Origin of the sequence: Pseudoalteromonas tunicata (genome assembly GCF_002310815.1) — a bacterium.
In the GTDB taxonomy this organism is placed as follows: Bacteria; Pseudomonadota; Gammaproteobacteria; order Enterobacterales; family Alteromonadaceae; genus Pseudoalteromonas; species Pseudoalteromonas tunicata.
On the sequence record NZ_CP011032.1, the window covers coordinates 1,784,609 to 1,801,253 of the forward strand.

A 16,645-nucleotide genomic window follows, 5' to 3' on the forward strand; every position below is an offset into this window, starting at 1 on the left:
TATATCCCGCTTTAGAGCAAAAAAAAGCGAAAGGCAACCTTTCGCTTTTAGAAGGTGAGGTGTTGATTATAATGAATTGGTTAACTCAATAGCACAACCAATATAATTGGCCGGAGTGAGTTTTTTCATTTCAACTTTAACGTCGGCTGGTAAATCAAGACCATCAATAAAATCGGCCATAATTTGTTGATTTACACGTTTACCACGCGTTAATTCTTTTAATTTTTCATATGGTTTTTCAATACCGTATTTACGCATAACCGTTTGAATTGGTTCTGCCAGTAATTCCCAGTTTTGGTCTAGTTCTTCAAGTAATTTGACTTCATTCACTTCAAGTTTACTAATACCTTTAAGTGTTGATTGATACGCGATAATCGCATAACCCATACCGACACCTAAATTACGTAAAACGGTAGAATCCGTTAAGTCACGTTGCCAACGAGAAATAGGTAGCTTTTGTGCTAGATGATTAAAAATAGCATTTGCTAGGCCTAAGTTACCTTCAGAGTTTTCAAAATCAATTGGGTTAACTTTATGTGGCATTGTTGATGAACCAATTTCACCCGCAATTGTTCTTTGTTTAAAGTGACCTAATGCGATATAACCCCAAACATCACGATCAAAATCAATCAAAATAGTATTGAAACGTGCAACAGCATCGAATAACTCAGCAATATAGTCGTGAGGTTCAATTTGTGTCGTAAATGGGTTAAATGTAATCCCTAAACCAGTAATGAAGGTTTCGGCATGTGCATGCCAATCGTAATCTGGGTAGGCGCTTAGATGTGCATTGTAGTTACCCACAGCACCATTTGCTTTACCTAACATTTCAATGTTGGCAATTTGATCACGTTGACGTTTTAAACGTGCATACACGTTAGCCATTTCTTTACCCATCGTTGAAGGTGAAGCTGGCTGACCGTGCGTACGAGTCATCATTGGCATTGCTTGATATGCTGAAGCTAAGCCTTTAATTGCATCTAATAACTGATCACAGTATGGGAGTAAAACGTTAGAGCGAGCTTCACTTAACATTAATGCATGAGATAGGTTATTGATATCTTCAGAAGTACATGCAAAATGAATAAACTCATTCACCGCATTAAGTTCTGCGTTACCAGCTACTTTTTCTTTTAGAAGATATTCAACCGCTTTCACGTCGTGGTTAGTGGTGCGCTCAATTTCCTTAACGCGCGCTGCATCAGTTTCAGAGAAGTTAGTTACAATTGCATCTAAAAGTGCATTTGCTTCATCACTGAACGCAGGAACTTCAGCAATCGCCTCTGCACGAGAAAGTGCTTGTAGCCAACGAACTTCGACCGTTACACGGTATTTGATTAAACCAAATTCGCTGAAAATGCTGCGAAGTTCTGATGTTTTGCTGCCGTAACGACCGTCAACAGGGGAGATAGCGGTTAACGCTGAAAGCTCCATAATAGCTCCTAATAATAATGTAAGATCTTTAGTTAATACATTGATTTTGCAGTTGTAACAATTTTACCTTTTGCCAAAAAAAAGTGGCGGCGTTTGCCACCCATTTGACGCCAAAGAACCGCAGCGCGGATCCCAGCAAGTAATAGGGCACGAATTTTATTTTGTATTGGCTTGTGCTCAAGTAAGTTTGGTTTACCAAATACTTGAATACGCTGGCCTAAGGGGCTGACAATTTCAGCATAAATATCGGCAAAACTAGCAATGATGGTTTCATCATTGATTTCAAAGTGGTTTAAACGACGCTTGATATCATCTAGGCGACTTGCAAGTAATGCAAGTTGCTGTGGTTTTGCATTCAGCGCGCGCTCGAGTTGAATAAGGCCACCGACGTACTTAACCATTTCAACATCTTTTTCTTGGCCACTTTCAAGTTGTTGTACAACAAGGCGAAAACCTTCGCGCAAGTTACCAAAAGAACCGTAAATTTCTTCAGGGCTTTGTGGGTCGGTTTGAATAAGGCTCAATAGCATCAAATTAAAGTCATGATCATTTACCTGACCATATTGCGCTACTTTTTGAACATTTTTAGCCACTTGGCACATCGCTGCCAGTGCCATAACTTGATAGGTCATGCTCATTTGATCACCGAATCAATAATACCACCACCTAAACACACTTCGTTTAAGTAAAAAACAGCCGATTGACCTGGCGTCACCGCTTTTTCTGGTTGGTCAAACAATACGCGCGCATAACCATCATCACCGACTAACAAGGTGCAAGGTAAATCGGTTTGACGGTAACGTGTTTTGACTGTGCAGCGAAGAGTTGTTTTTGGACCAACACGGTCAACCCAATGCAGCTGATTTGCCATTAAACCATTCGAGTAAAGACGTGGATGATCTTTACCTTGGCCAACAACAAGCACGTTACGGATTAAATCTTTGTCGACCACATACCAAGGTTCACCAGAACCTTCTTTCATACCGCCGATTAATAACCCTTTACGTTGGCCCAGTGTATGGTACATCAAGCCTTCGTGATCACCGACAACATTACCATCGGTGTCTTCAATTTTTCCCGGTTGTGCAGGTAAGAATTTTTGCAAGAAATCTTTAAATTTACGTTCACCAATAAAACAAATACCCGTACTGTCTTTTTTATCGTGGGTAATGAGATTTTGTTCTTCAGCAATGCGGCGAACTTCTGGCTTTTCAATTTCACCCACTGGGAATAGCGTTTGTGCTAAATGCTCATGGCTTAGGGTATAAAGAAAATAACTTTGGTCTTTATTATCATCATCGCCACGGATCATGACATATTTATCACCACGTAATTCACGACGCACGTAGTGACCTGTGGCAATAAAATCAGCATTCAGTGCTTCTGCAGCAAATTGTAAAAATGCTTTAAATTTTATTTCTTTGTTGCACATGATATCGGGATTTGGGGTGCGACCCGCTTTGTATTCTTCTAAAAAGTATTGAAATACATTGTCCCAATATTCAGAGGCAAAATTAACTGTATGTAGGGGGATCCCTAATTTTTCACATACAGCTTGCGCATCCTTTAAATCATCGGCCGCAGCACAGTATTCATCAGTATCATCTTCTTCCCAATTTTTCATGAAAAGACCTTCAACCTGATAACCTTGCTGCATTAATAAATAGGCTGAAACTGAAGAGTCCACACCGCCGGACATACCGACAATGACTTTGATGTTACTGTTATCACTCATACTGATACTAACTAATGATTTTTAAAGGCGCACATTATAGCACGCAATTGAGGTTGGCTAAATGGTAAGTTATAGCAATTTAGCCACAAATATAATCTAAAGCGATAAGCGGGCGAGACTGAGAATCTAAAATACAGCGCAAAACCAAAGGACTACGAAATACAGATTGCTCGATTTGCGCCAGAGTAGCCCAAAAAGCACGAACAATGTCAGGATCGTTTGGTTTTAATGGCGATAATTCTTCGAGCTTGAAATAAAAGCAAAATCGCAGATAGTCAGTGCCGTTATTTGCAAGATGGCGGTATGTACCAATAAAACCAGAAGGACTCAGTTGTAAGCCGGTTTCTTCAAATAATTCACGTTGGCAGGCTTCAATTAATGTTTCGTTAAGCTCAAGGTGGCCCGCGGGTTGATTGATGACTAAATTACCTAAGCTTTTATCTTTTTCTTCAACAAATAAAAACTGATCTTGGTATTGAACCACAGCTGCAACAGTGACATTGGGTTTATGCATACATTAGCCCTTAGCTACACTTTTGAATTGACCATTTTCGATACCATCAATAGTCCAGTGGCCTATTCGGTAGCGAATTAAACGAAGTGTTGGATGGCCAATATGAGCAGTCATTCGTCTTACTTGACGATTACGACCTTCAGTAAGTGTGATAGACAACCATGAGGTTGGAATATTTTTTCGTTCACGAATAGGTGGATTACGCGGCCAAATATCAGGGGCATGCATAAGCTCAACTTGCGCGGGTAAGGTTGGTCCATCTTTTAACTCAACACCTTGGCATAGTGATTTAATCGCTTCTGCACTTGGGATCCCTTCAACTTGCACCCAATAGGTTTTACTGGTTTTATGTTTAGGTGATGCGAGTTTATTTTGAAGTTGACCATCGTTTGTTAATACTAATAAGCCTTCACTGTCTCTGTCCAATCTGCCTGCGGCATAAATATCTTTTATATCAATAAAATCTGCTAATGTTTGTCGACCTGCTTCATCAGTAAATTGGCATAAGACATCAAATGGTTTGTTAAATAAAACAATTTTTTGCTCGCTTTTAGCAACTTGAGTTGGTTTTTTAAAGGGCTTAGTTCGTTTTTGTGACGAGGTTTTATTAACAGGTGAGGGCATGGCTTGCTCGATTAGGTATTCAATTAACGGATTATAACTTGGCAAAATAAGAAGGGCACCGAAGTGCCCTGAAAAATCGAATAAGTAACTTATTTAGATTTTATCGATGATTGCGTTAAGCGTTGCGCTTGGGCGCATTGCTTGACTTGCAAGGTCATCATTTGGAAGGTAATAACCGTTTACATCAACACTTACACCTTGAGCTGAGTTTAGTTCAGACACGATTTTCGCTTCATTTTGAGCAAGTTCTGCAGCAGGTGCTGCAAAAATCGCAGCTAGTTCCGCATCAGTAGTTTGAGCTGCTAATTCTTGTGCCCAATACATTGCAAGATAGAAATGGCTACCGCGGTTATCAAGCTCGTTCACACGGCGCGAAGGTGACTTGTTTTCTTGCAAGAATTTAGCGGTTGCTAAATCAAGCGTATCGGCAAGAACTTTTGCTTTTGAGTTACCGGCAGTGACACTTAAATGCTCAAGTGAAGCTGCAAGTGCTAAAAATTCACCTAAAGAATCCCAACGTAAATGGTTTTCTTTTTCGAATTGCTGCACGTGCTTAGGAGCTGAACCACCTGCACCAGTTTCAAATAAACCACCACCATTCATTAATGGAACGATTGATAGCATTTTAGCACTGGTGCCAAGCTCTAGAATTGGGAATAAATCAGTTAGATAGTCACGTAAAACGTTACCAGTCACTGAAATAGTATCAAGACCTTGTTTAATACGCTCTAGTGAAAATTTAGTTGCTTCAACAGGTGCTAAGATATGAATCTCTAAACCATCAGTATTGTGCTCTGGTAAATAGGCATTCACTTTTTTGATCAGTTCAGCATCATGTGCACGGTTTGCATCTAACCAAAAAACAGCCGGTGTATTTGATAAACGAGCGCGATTAACAGCAAGTTTTACCCAATCTTGAATTGGTGCATCTTTCACTTGGCACATGCGCCAAATATCACCCGCTTCAACAGAGTGTTGTAATAATACAGTGCCATTTGTATCGACTACACGAACTTCACCCGCAGATGCAATTTCAAATGTTTTATCGTGTGAACCGTATTCTTCCGCTTTTTGTGCCATTAAGCCAACGTTTGGTACGCTGCCCATGGTTGTTGGATCAAATGCGCCATGCTCTTTACAAAAATCAATTGTTGCTTGGTAAACACCAGCATAACAACGATCTGGAACAATCGCTTTAGTATCTTTTAACTGACCGTCTGGTCCCCACATTTGTCCTGATGAACGAATACATGCTGGCATCGATGCATCGATGATGACATCGCTTGGTACGTGTAAATTAGTGATCCCTTTATCAGAATCTACCATTGCAAGCTCAGGGCGAGCTGCATAAACCGCTGCAATGTCAGCTTCAATTTCAGCGCGTTGCTCTGGAGAAAGCGTCTGGATTTTGCTGTAAACGTCACCAAGACCGTTATTTACATCAACACCTAATTGTTTAAATAGATCAGCATGTTTAGCAAATACATCTTTAAAGAAAACAGTAACAGCATGACCAAAAATAATTGGGTCAGAAACCTTCATCATCGTTGCTTTTAAATGCACCGATAATAGAACGTCTTCTTGTTTTGCATTGTTTATTTCAGTTTCTAAAAACTCACGTAATGCGCTTACACTTAAAGTAGATGCATCAATCACTTCACCAGCTAAGAGCGGTGTGCTTGCTTTTAATACTGTGGTCTCACCGTTAGTTGCAACATGTTCAATACGAACCGTTGTTGGCGCATCAATTGTAACTGATTTTTCAGAACCGAAGAAGTCACCATGATTCATACTTGCAACATGAGATTGTGATGTTTTAGACCAAGCGCCCATTGAATGTGGATTTGTTTTTGCGTATTGCTTTACAGACCCTGGTGCACGGCGATCTGAGTTACCTTCACGAAGTACAGGATTTACAGCACTGCCTTTAATTTTATCGTAGGTTGCTTTAACTGATTTTTCTTCGTCTGTTTTCGCTTCCTCAGGATAATTAGGAAGTGCATATCCTTTTTGTTGGAGCTCTTTAATCACCGCTTGTAATTGTGGTACTGAAGCACTGATATTAGGAAGTTTGATAATATTGGCTTCAGGTGTATTTGCTAATTCACCAAGCTCAGTCAGTGCGTCGCCAATGCGTTGTTCTTCAGTCAAATATTGAGGGAAATTTGCGATTACGCGACCTGCAAGAGAAATGTCACGTGTTTCAACTTCTACACCAGATACTGCTGTGAATGCTTGAACGATTGGTAACAGCGAGTATGTTGCTAAAGCTGGTGCTTCGTCAGTTTTGGTATATATGATTTTTGATGTTTTTGTAGTCATCATTCTTCCTAAAGTTTGGGCGAGTCCGCCTTAATCAACAATGCAATTTGTTTATTGAAACTCATTTTACGACTAAGTCAATGGGGGCGTTAAGCTGATTTTTAAAGGCTTAACATGACCATATTTCTCTTTGATACGAAAATATATCAATAAACAGACAATATTCGTAATGCAAAATTTCGAACCGCAGTATATCAGCGCAATATCAAATAAAACAGGTTTGGCTTATTATCGAATGGTATAACTCAAAGGTAACTGACATAACAGAAAAGGCATATTTTGCTTTGAAAAAGATAAATATCTAAAAATGCAAAAAGCGGGATAACCCGCTTTAAAGTGTTCAGAGTGATACTGCTATTGCAGCAGATCTCCATTAGGTTCTATATTGGTTGCGTGCAGCCCTTTAGGACCCGCTTGCAATTCAAATGTCACATCTTGACCCGCTTTTAGCGTTTTGTAACCGTCCATCACAATTGTCGAAAAGTGAGCAAAGATGTCTTCTTCACGACCGTCAGCAACTATGAACCCAAAACCTTTGGCGTTATTAAACCATTTGACTTTTCCGCAAGCCATACTTCTACATCCTTCTATAAGTTGACTAATTTAGTTATTCTAAACAACTATTAATTGGTAAACTGGTTAGCGAGTAACCATGTTCATAACGACTGTAGTTTAATTGTACAATCAGTCAAGTGTTTTTTGGTTGTTTTTTTAATCAAATAAATTTTAATTATTTTTCTTTCTCGAGTTTGCTTGAGAACCAATGAGATGACTATATTAATATTATGAGTGGTTTAAAAGAGTCAGATTTAATCGATACCGTTCGGGAAAATGAGAAGCAAAAACTTCGACCGCCAAAACAGTATCATGTAATTTTAAATAACGATGATTACACCCCAATGGATTTTGTCATTGAGGTCATTATGAAATTTTTTAACAAAACAAGTGAACAAGCGGCAGAAATTATGCTCAAAGTTCATTATGAGGGTAAAGCAGTGTGTGGTGTTTATTCTGCAGAAATTGCTGAAACAAAAGTCGCTCAAGTCAATCAATACGCACGTGATAATGAGCATCCACTGCTTTGTAGTTATGAGCAGGTATAACCAGAGACAAATCTGAGCTGTTAGGAGTTGCCTATGCTAAACAAAGATCTTGAAATCACCCTAAATTCCGCTTTTCGCGAAGCGAGATCACGTCGTCATGAATTTATGACGGTAGAGCATTTATTATTAGCCTTACTCGATAACCCAGCTGCTATTGAAGCCTTAACTGGCTGTGGTACTGATTTGAGTAATTTAAAAGCTTCATTATCTGATTTTATTAATGAAACAACACCGTTAATTCCAGAATTAGAACAAGAACGAGAAACACAACCAACACTTGGTTTTCAGCGCGTCTTACAACGAGCTGTTTTTCATGTTCAATCTTCAGGTAAAAATGAAGTAACAGGTGCTAATGTTTTAGTGGCAATTTTTAGTGAGCAGGAAAGCCAAGCAGTTTACTTACTCAAGAAAAATGACGTTACACGCTTGGATATTGTTAATTTTATTTCTCACGGAATATCAAAGCTAGATTCTCACCATGATGATGAAGATCATGAAGAAATGTCTGATGAGGCGTTAGAGTCTCCACAAGATGAAAATAATCAGTTAGCTAACTTTACAACGAACTTAAATAAAGAAGCCAAAGCAGGTCATATTGATCCCTTGATCGGTCGTGACTTAGAAGTTGAGCGTGCAGTGCAAGTGCTCTGTCGTCGTAAAAAGAATAATCCATTATTAGTAGGTGAAGCTGGGGTTGGTAAAACGGCAATCGCAGAGGGCCTTGCATACCGCATCATCAACAAAGATGTGCCTGAAGTTATTCAAGATGCCGTTGTTTATTCGCTTGATATGGGGGCATTACTTGCGGGTACCAAATACCGTGGCGATTTTGAAAAACGTTTTAAAATGTTATTAAAACAGCTGCAAAAAGAACCTGATGCAATTTTATTTATTGATGAAATTCATACCATCATCGGTGCAGGAGCGGCATCGGGTGGTGTAATGGACGCATCAAATTTAATTAAACCATTACTGTCGAGCGGTAAGTTACGCTGTATGGGTTCTACAACGTATGGTGAGTTTAAAAATATTTTTGAAAAAGACAGAGCGCTTGTGCGTCGTTTTCAAAAAATAGATGTAGCAGAACCTTCAATTGAAGATACAACTAAAATTTTAAACGGCTTAAAAGAACGTTATGAGCAGCATCATGGCATTCGTTATACTCAAAAAGCCTTACGTGCTGCTGCTGAACTAAGCGCAAAATACATTAACGAGCGTCATTTACCCGATAAAGCGATTGATGTGATTGATGAAGCGGGTGCAAGCCAACGTTTACTTGCGGCTTCAAAACGCAAAAAAACGATAGGTGTTGCAGATATTGAGCAAATTATTGCAAAAATGGCGCGTATTCCTCAGCAAAGTGTTTCTTCATCTGACAAAGAAACCCTTAAAAATATTGATCGTAATTTAAAAATGGTGGTATTTGGCCAAGACGAATCGATTGATGCATTAACTGCTGCAATTAGATTATCTCGGTCTGGCTTATCAAGTGAAGATAAACCAATTGGTTCATTCTTATTTGCAGGACCCACGGGTGTTGGTAAAACCGAAGTTACTAAGCAGCTTGCTAAATGTATGGGTGTTGAGCTTATCCGTTTTGATATGTCTGAATACCTTGAACGACATGCTATTAGCCGTTTGATTGGTGCGCCCCCAGGTTATGTGGGGTTTGAACAAGGTGGATTACTTACTGAAGCTGTTATTAAACAACCACATGCTGTTGTATTACTTGATGAAATTGAAAAAGCTCACCCAGATATTTTTAATATCTTACTGCAAGTAATGGATCACGGCACACTTACAGATAATAATGGTCGAAAAGCTGATTTTAGAAATATTATCTTAGTAATGACCACAAATGCGGGTGTGCAAGAAACAATTCGTAAGTCGATTGGTTTTAAACAACAAGATCATTCACATGATGCAATGTCTGAAATTAATAAAACCTTTACACCAGAGTTTAGAAATCGACTTGATAATATTATTTGGTTCAACCATCTAAACGAAGAGGTGATTTTACAAGTTGTTGATAAGTTTATTGTTGAATTACAAGCTCAGCTGGATAAAAAATCAGTCTGTTTAGAGCTTACCAACGAAGCGCGTCAATGGCTTGCCAATGCGGGCTACGACCAAGCAATGGGCGCACGGCCAATGGCAAGAGTTATTCAAGAGCGCTTGAAAAAACCATTAGCCAATGAAATTTTATTTGGTGAGCTCTCAGAAGGTGGTACGGTAAGAATTAAGCTAAAAGATGATAAACTTGATTTTACTTTCGAAGGCAATCTCGAAACTGTTTAATGTTTAACATTATGTACAGTTAAAAAAGCCCAATATTAAATTGGGCTTTTTTGTCAAAAAAATTCTATTTAAATGTAACTTTATTGATATTTTGAAGATAAATGTATATATTTTGAGCACTCAATCCGTTTTCGCTGTGTTAGCGAAAAACCCTTTTAAATACTGGTAATTTAGTATTTAAGCTCCTCGACTAACTCTATATTATTTGAATACTAAATCGATCCCAAATAGTGTTTTATGAATTCGTAAGGCTGATTTATTTTTTCCTAAACTTGTGTTGGGGTAGGTAAATCACTCTGGATTTTATGGAAAAATCCCGCTTGCAACCATAGGTTCTTCAGATTTTTTCACTGATTTGAAAATTGATTATCGTTATTAAGTTAACCTCAATACTGGATAATAAATCTTTCTCAGGTCTATATTTTCAACGCTAAAGCGATGTTAATGTTTAATTGACCTACTATTGACGCGACAATCAACGTTGTTATTTTTGAAAATCAATACCTAGAGATGAATAGCTTGAGTATTTATTTTTAATTCAATAAGTTGGTAAATCTCTTATCTAAAACAGTGGCAAAGTTACATAGTTTCATCTTGTTTCTTATTTAGGGTGGAAAAGTGTTGCTTTTGTAAATAATTCAATACAAATTCCATAGAATTAAACCTCTGTTAAGTTCCTACTATCGTGTCGAACCTAGCTTTTTCTGCCGTTGAATTAATTAAATCAATATGGTTAATTTTTTGTAAATAAAAAGTTGATAAATGTAAATTGGGTACTAGGATTGCTTTTGAGTCTTATGTTCCTATTTTAACTTAAACTCTTTGGTTATGCAGTGTCAGAGAACGAATTTAAGGCTCTAAATATAACAATATTCCCACTATTTCGGGAACGACAACAATTTGGAGAGAACAGAATGAATTCAAAAACGCTATTTAAATTAAGCATGGTTTGTGCGTGCGTCTTAGCAACCGTCGGAGCTCACGCGGCCGAGAGACAATTTTTACGTGATCAAAATTCACAATTGTCTATGCCTATGCTTAGTCAAGCAGCGCTGAGTGCACCACAAGCACAACTATTAGGGTTAGGTGCACACGATACACTCGCACCACGTAAGCATTATGTTTCTGCTAATGGCGATACCACAATTCGATACCAACAACTTTATCAAGGCATACCGGTTATTGGTGATGATGTTATTTTATCTTATCGTTCAAACGGTGCTTTTAAATATGCAAATGGCGCAATTGTAAAAGGTATTGAACAAGATGTACCGTCGGTTAATCCATTTATTAACGAAAAAATGGCTATGTCTGCGGGCCAATTGAGTTCAATTGAAGGTGTTGCCGATGCTAAAGAGCAAGATAAAAAAGATAAAAAAACGCGCCTTGCAATTTGGGTAGATCCTCAAGGTAAAGCGCATCTGGTTTATGAAGTTAGTTATGTTGTTCACGGTTCAAAACCTTCACGCCCTTATATGATCATTGATGCGTTTAGCGGTGAAATTCTATATCAATATGACAACTTGCAAACTGCAAATGCAACAGGGCCTGGTGGTAACCAGAAAACGGGTAAGTATTTTTATGGTACAGATTTTGGTAGCTTAAATGTTACCCAATCGGGTAATAGCTGCGTGATGAATAGCCCAAATGTAAAAACCATTAACTTAAATAATGGTACCAGCGGTAGCAGTGCATATAGTTTTACTTGCCCTGAAAATACCTATCGAGAAATCAATGGTGCTTTCTCGCCCCTTAATGATGCTCATTATTTCGGTAACGTTGTTTACAATATGTATAACGATTGGGTAGGTACGCCGCCTCTGAGTTTCCAATTGCAAATGCGTGTGCATTATCAAAATAATTACGAAAATGCCTTCTGGGATGGCACGGCAATGACCTTTGGTGATGGTGCGACTACTTTTTATCCTCTTGTAAGCTTAGATGTTTCAAGCCATGAAGTTAGTCATGGTTTTACTGAACAAAATTCAGGTTTAGTTTATTCAGGTAAATCAGGGGGCTTAAACGAAGCATTTTCTGATATGGCGGGGGAAGCTGCTGAAAATTATATGAATGGCACCAATGATTGGTTAGTGGGTGAACAAATATTTAAAGGTAACGGTGCATTACGTTATATGGATGACCCTACTAAAGATGGTCGCTCTATTGGTCATCAATCTGATTACTCTTCGGGCATGGATGTACATCACAGTTCAGGTGTGTTTAATAAAGCTTTTTATTTGCTTGCGAACAAATCCGGCTGGAATACACAAAAAGCATTTAAAGTGTTTGCTAAAGCAAACCAACAATATTGGTCGGCAAATGTAAACTGGGATCAGGCTGGTGGCGGTGCAATGGATGCAGCGTGTGACTTGGGGTTTGACGTTGATGATGTAAAAGCAGCGCTTAATGCTGTTGGCGTTAACTCTTCAGTGTCTTCAGGAAGTCCGTGTGGCGTGACGCAGCCTGATACAGAACTTCAAAACGGTGTGCCATATACAGGTATTTCTGGTTCGTCAAAACAACAAATATTTTTCACTTTAGATGTGCCAGCAGGAGCAAGCAATTTGAACTTCCAAACAAGTGGTGGTTCAGGTGATGCAGATTTATATGTTAAATATGGCAGCAAACCAACATTACAAAATTCTGATTGCAGTAGCACCAACGCAACGAGCACAGAAAACTGTGACATTACATCGGCGCAAGCAGGTACTTATCATGTAATGGTTGAGGCTTGGAATGCGATTAGTAATGTGACACTTACTGGTAGCTATACCACATCTGGTGGTAACGATAATGAGCCAATTAATAAAACATATAATGATGTTTCAGTTGCTCGTAATAGTTGGCAACGATTTACACAAGATTTAGCTACAGGCTATAACACTATGACGGTAACAATCTCAGGTGGTAGCGGTGATGCAGATCTTTATGTCACACAAGGTAGCCAATCAACCACTTCAAATTATGATTGTCGTCCATATCAAAATGGTAACTCAGAAACATGTACCTTCACTAATCCGGCTGCGGGTACTTGGTATATCGATTTAAGAGGGTATAGCTCAGCATCAGGTGTCACTTTGACCATCGAAGCGAACTAATCATCTTTTAAATGGCAAGAGGCGTAAAGCCTCTTTTTTTATTGAGTAATTAATATGTTAAAAAAATCATGTATTTCAATCTCTTTGCTGCTAATGACTCAAGTATGTTATGCAGAAAATGATGTATGGATCACCATAGGCAAAGATGCTGTGCCTGTTGTAAATAAACAACTTCCACATTTATTCAAAGACTATCAGCCTTCGGAGTTATTATCGTTTAGTAGCTTGCAAGACAGTAGAATAATGAATATTAATGAGCAAAATTTAGCTGAACTCAGTGCGGTTATGCATAGTGAATTTAACCGCTGTGCAGGCTTTATTGCTCATGATAGTTATCAAGCTGCAGTTGCATATAATCAAATGGTGAGTGAGGTGACACCGCAAAATTTTAATGGTTATAGCATTGATAATGCGCCAACGGTTAATGCATTGGTTGCTTCATTAAATCAAACCGATTTAACTGCAACAGTAACGCAATTGAGTAACTACCATAATCGTTATTACACTCAGCAAACGGGGCAAGATGCGGCAAACTGGTTAAAAAATCATTGGCAAAGTGTAGCAAGCTCTCGCTCTGATATTAGTATTGAGTTGTTTAATCATACTTGGTCACAACCGTCGGTTATTGCAACAATAACAGGCACCTCAGCGGCGCAAGATATAGTTGTTATTGGTGGCCATTTAGATTCTATTAATCAATCTAACCCTACGGCTGGACGCGCTCCTGGCGCGGATGATAATGCATCTGGGATAGCGGTAGTGACAGCAACACTCAAAGCAATCGTTCAAAGTGGCTATAAACCGAGCCGGACCATTAAATTAATTGGTTATGCAGCAGAGGAAGTCGGTCTTCGAGGCTCTAAAGCGATTGCCCAATCATTTAAAGACAGCGGTAAAAATGTAATTGGTGTAGCGCAGTTTGATATGACCGGAAATCATGGTTCGGCTAACGATATTGTTTTTATGACCGATTATACTAATAGTGCGCAAAATCAGTTTATGAGCCAATTACTTGATACTTACTTTCCGACGATTAATTATGGATTTGATCAATGTGGTTATGGCTGCTCAGATCATGCATCATGGCATAACCTCGGTTATCCGGCATCGATGCCATTTGAATCATCGATGGCTGATATCAACAATCGCATTCATACCAGTTCAGACAGCGTATTTGATGCCAGCCATGGAATAAAATTTGCCAAATTGGCGGTTGCCTATGCAGCTGAGATGGCTAAAACGGGTGAGATTGTTGAGCCGCCAGAGCCTGATAATGAACTAACCAATTCTATTCCTAAAACGGGATTGACTGCATTAGCTAAACAGCAGTTATTTTTTACTTTAACGGTCCCCATAGGGGCTAGTAATTTAAGTTTTACCACACAAGGTGGCAGCGGTGATGCTGATTTATATGTAAAGTTTGGCCAAAAACCAACGCTTAATAACTTCGATTGTAAAAGCACCACAGCCACGAGTAATGAAACGTGTACTATTAATGCAGTGCAAGCAGGTGTTTATCATGTCATGGTTGAGGCGTGGAATGACATAAGCGGTGTAACGTTACTGGGTAAATATTCCGAGTCTATCCCGGGGAATGATCCTATCAATCGTGTAGAGCCAAATTTATCAGTCGGTCGTGGTAATTGGTTACATTTTTCACAAGTTCTTGCTCAACAATATAGTGAATTAACGGTTACCATCAGTGGTGGAACAGGGGATGTTGACTTATATGTTAATGCGGGGACTCAGCCAAGTAGTAATCAATACCAGTGTCGACCATTTAAAAATGGTAATAACGAAGTATGCACCTTTACTCGTCCAGAGACGGGAACCTGGTTTATGAGCCTCTATGGTTATAGTGCTGCAAGTGGTGTAACCCTTACAATAGACGCGAAGCCATAATTAAATTACTAAAGTGATCAAAAGCAAAATCCAGCTTAATAGCTGGATTTTTCTGTTTTAATCAGTTCAATATTAATGAAGTTTCATTTTTGGTCGCACTATGCGCAGCATTTTTTCGCTGAGCCACAAAGCCATTGTTCGCCACACACCATGTATAGCACGTTGATGCATCCGATAGAGCGAAATGTACATCATTCGTGCAATTTTTCCCTCGATAAAAAAGCTATTTTTTGTCAGATTACCCATTAAACTGCCTACAGTACTAAAACGGGACAAATTCACCAACGAGCCATGATCTTGATAATTAAATTCAGTAAGAGGGTATTGCTCAAATTCAGCAATTAAATTTAGTTTAACACATTGTGCCATCTGATGAGCAGACTGTGCTCTTGGCGGTACTTGGCTTCCATCTGCTTGGATAAAGGCACAGCAATCACCAATCACATAAATGGTTTGATCAACTGTTGATTGTAAAAAAGGATTTACTTTAATTTGGTTATTACGTGTAAGTTCAAATACGTTTAGGTCTTTAATAAAATCAGGGGCTTTTACGCCTGCAGCCCACACCATAATGTCAGCTTCTATTGGCTCTGGATGTTGGGTCACAAACCCGGTTTCACTGGCTGCTTTTACTTGGGTATTTTCAAGTACATGAACCCCTATTTTATTTAGCTCCCTTCGCGCGGAATTTGCAATACGCTCTGAAAGTGCTGGGAGTATTCTGGGCCCTGCTTCAATTAAACTAATATGTAATTTATTAGCTGTCATATTGGTTAACCCATAGACTTTTAGTAATTCTGTTACATGATAAAGCTCAGCAGAGAGTTCAACGCCGGTAGCACCTGCCCCCACAATGGCAATTTTTAATGCTTTGTTGGCTTCTTCGGTATGATGAATGCGAGTAAAGTTATCGAGTAAGGCATGCTGAAAACGTTCAGCTTGCTGATTAGAATCGAGGAAATAACAGTGCTGTTTTACGCCTGGGGTATTAAAGTCATTACTGACACTCCCAACGGCTAAAACTAACTTGTCATAACTTAGCGTACGCTCGGGTAAAATTAGATGGTTGTCATCATCATATAGGGCAGCCAAAGAGACTGTTTTAGCAGTATTATTGAGTGAAAACAAAGTGCCTAATACAAAGCGATAATGATGTTTTGCGGCATGAGCACTATAAACAACGCCATCTAAATCGGCATCTAAAGAACCTGTTGCGACTTCATGCAAAAGAGGTTTCCAAATATGGCTGCGGTTTTTATCTATCAGTATAATATCGGCGAGCTGTTTTTTTCCTAATTTATGACCTAATTGTGTTGCAAGCGCAAGACCACCGGCGCCACCACCTACAATTACAATCGTTGGGCGTTTGTTTGACATGAGAGTTCCTAAAAAGTAGTAAAGGGCTAACCTGATGTCGCTATTGTTAGTCCTTTAATACCTCAAGCTCTCTGCTTTGTGTTAATTTTGCCAAACATTGTGTGTCAATAACAGTGGAATCTAAACTTAACTGTAATCATTTGTAATATTAACTTAAAATGCTTAGGTCTGATTTATGGGGTGAGTTTAGACACTTGGTATTTTCAACTTTATTTAAATTCTAGGGATATGATTTAAA

12 protein-coding genes are annotated in these 16,645 nt (G+C 38.8%); 4 read left to right on the plus strand and 8 right to left on the minus strand.

What is annotated here, in order from left to right:
- Positions 1–66 precede the first annotated feature (66 nt).
- The 7 genes from purB to cspD all read right to left on the minus strand — a co-directional run bounded on the left by purB (position 67) and on the right by cspD (position 7,202).
- Positions 67–1,434 (minus strand): adenylosuccinate lyase, encoded by a 1,368-nt coding sequence (gene purB / locus PTUN_RS08145; RefSeq protein ID WP_009839762.1) that lies wholly within the window; start codon positions 1,432–1,434, stop codon positions 67–69.
- A 32-nt stretch (positions 1,435–1,466) separates the two neighbouring features.
- Positions 1,467–2,072, minus strand: coding sequence for a high frequency lysogenization protein HflD (gene hflD, locus PTUN_RS08150; RefSeq protein WP_009839763.1), 606 nt, complete (start codon positions 2,070–2,072; stop codon positions 1,467–1,469).
- Positions 2,069–3,169 carry a tRNA 2-thiouridine(34) synthase MnmA gene (gene mnmA / locus PTUN_RS08155; RefSeq protein ID WP_009839764.1) on the minus strand — a complete coding sequence of 367 codons (1,101 nt, stop codon included), beginning with the start codon at positions 3,167–3,169 and terminating at the stop codon, positions 2,069–2,071. Before mnmA ends, hflD begins: the two co-directional genes overlap by 4 nt.
- A gap of 79 nt (positions 3,170–3,248) precedes the next feature.
- On the minus strand, positions 3,249–3,683 hold the full coding sequence (locus PTUN_RS08160; RefSeq protein ID WP_009839765.1) for an NUDIX hydrolase: 435 nt from the start codon (positions 3,681–3,683) through the stop codon (positions 3,249–3,251).
- Positions 3,684–3,686: 3 nt separating this feature from the next.
- Positions 3,687–4,307, minus strand: coding sequence for a pseudouridine synthase (locus tag PTUN_RS08165; RefSeq protein WP_040644236.1), 621 nt, complete (start codon positions 4,305–4,307; stop codon positions 3,687–3,689).
- 93 nt (positions 4,308–4,400) lie between these two features.
- Positions 4,401–6,629, minus strand: a complete 2,229-nt coding sequence (locus PTUN_RS08170; RefSeq protein WP_040644125.1) for an NADP-dependent isocitrate dehydrogenase — start codon at positions 6,627–6,629, stop codon at positions 4,401–4,403.
- A 354-nt stretch (positions 6,630–6,983) separates the two neighbouring features.
- The gene (gene cspD / locus PTUN_RS08175) at positions 6,984–7,202 is read right to left on the minus strand and encodes a cold shock domain-containing protein CspD (RefSeq protein ID WP_009839768.1); all 219 of its coding nucleotides are present in this window, start codon (positions 7,200–7,202) and stop codon (positions 6,984–6,986) included.
- A 212-nt stretch (positions 7,203–7,414) separates the two neighbouring features.
- On the opposite strand from cspD, the gene clpS reads away from it, so the two are divergent.
- From clpS to PTUN_RS08195, 4 genes are all read left to right on the plus strand, one after another.
- Complete coding sequence (gene clpS / locus PTUN_RS08180; protein ID WP_009839769.1) at positions 7,415–7,732, plus strand: ATP-dependent Clp protease adapter ClpS; 318 nt, start codon at positions 7,415–7,417, stop codon at positions 7,730–7,732.
- 33 nt (positions 7,733–7,765) lie between these two features.
- Positions 7,766–10,030 (plus strand): ATP-dependent Clp protease ATP-binding subunit ClpA, encoded by a 2,265-nt coding sequence (clpA, locus tag PTUN_RS08185; RefSeq protein WP_009839770.1) that lies wholly within the window; start codon positions 7,766–7,768, stop codon positions 10,028–10,030.
- A gap of 914 nt (positions 10,031–10,944) precedes the next feature.
- Positions 10,945–13,128, plus strand: a complete 2,184-nt coding sequence (locus tag PTUN_RS08190) for a M4 family metallopeptidase (RefSeq protein WP_009839771.1) — start codon at positions 10,945–10,947, stop codon at positions 13,126–13,128.
- Between the two features lie 54 nt (positions 13,129–13,182).
- Complete coding sequence (locus PTUN_RS08195; protein ID WP_009839772.1) at positions 13,183–15,030, plus strand: M20/M25/M40 family metallo-hydrolase; 1,848 nt, start codon at positions 13,183–13,185, stop codon at positions 15,028–15,030.
- Between the two features lie 72 nt (positions 15,031–15,102).
- Here PTUN_RS08195 and PTUN_RS08200 read toward each other — a convergent pair whose 3' ends face one another.
- A complete protein-coding gene (locus PTUN_RS08200; protein WP_009839773.1) occupies positions 15,103–16,407 on the minus strand; it encodes an NAD(P)/FAD-dependent oxidoreductase in 1,305 nt (434 codons plus the stop codon).
- Positions 16,408–16,645: the final 238 nt, after the last annotated feature.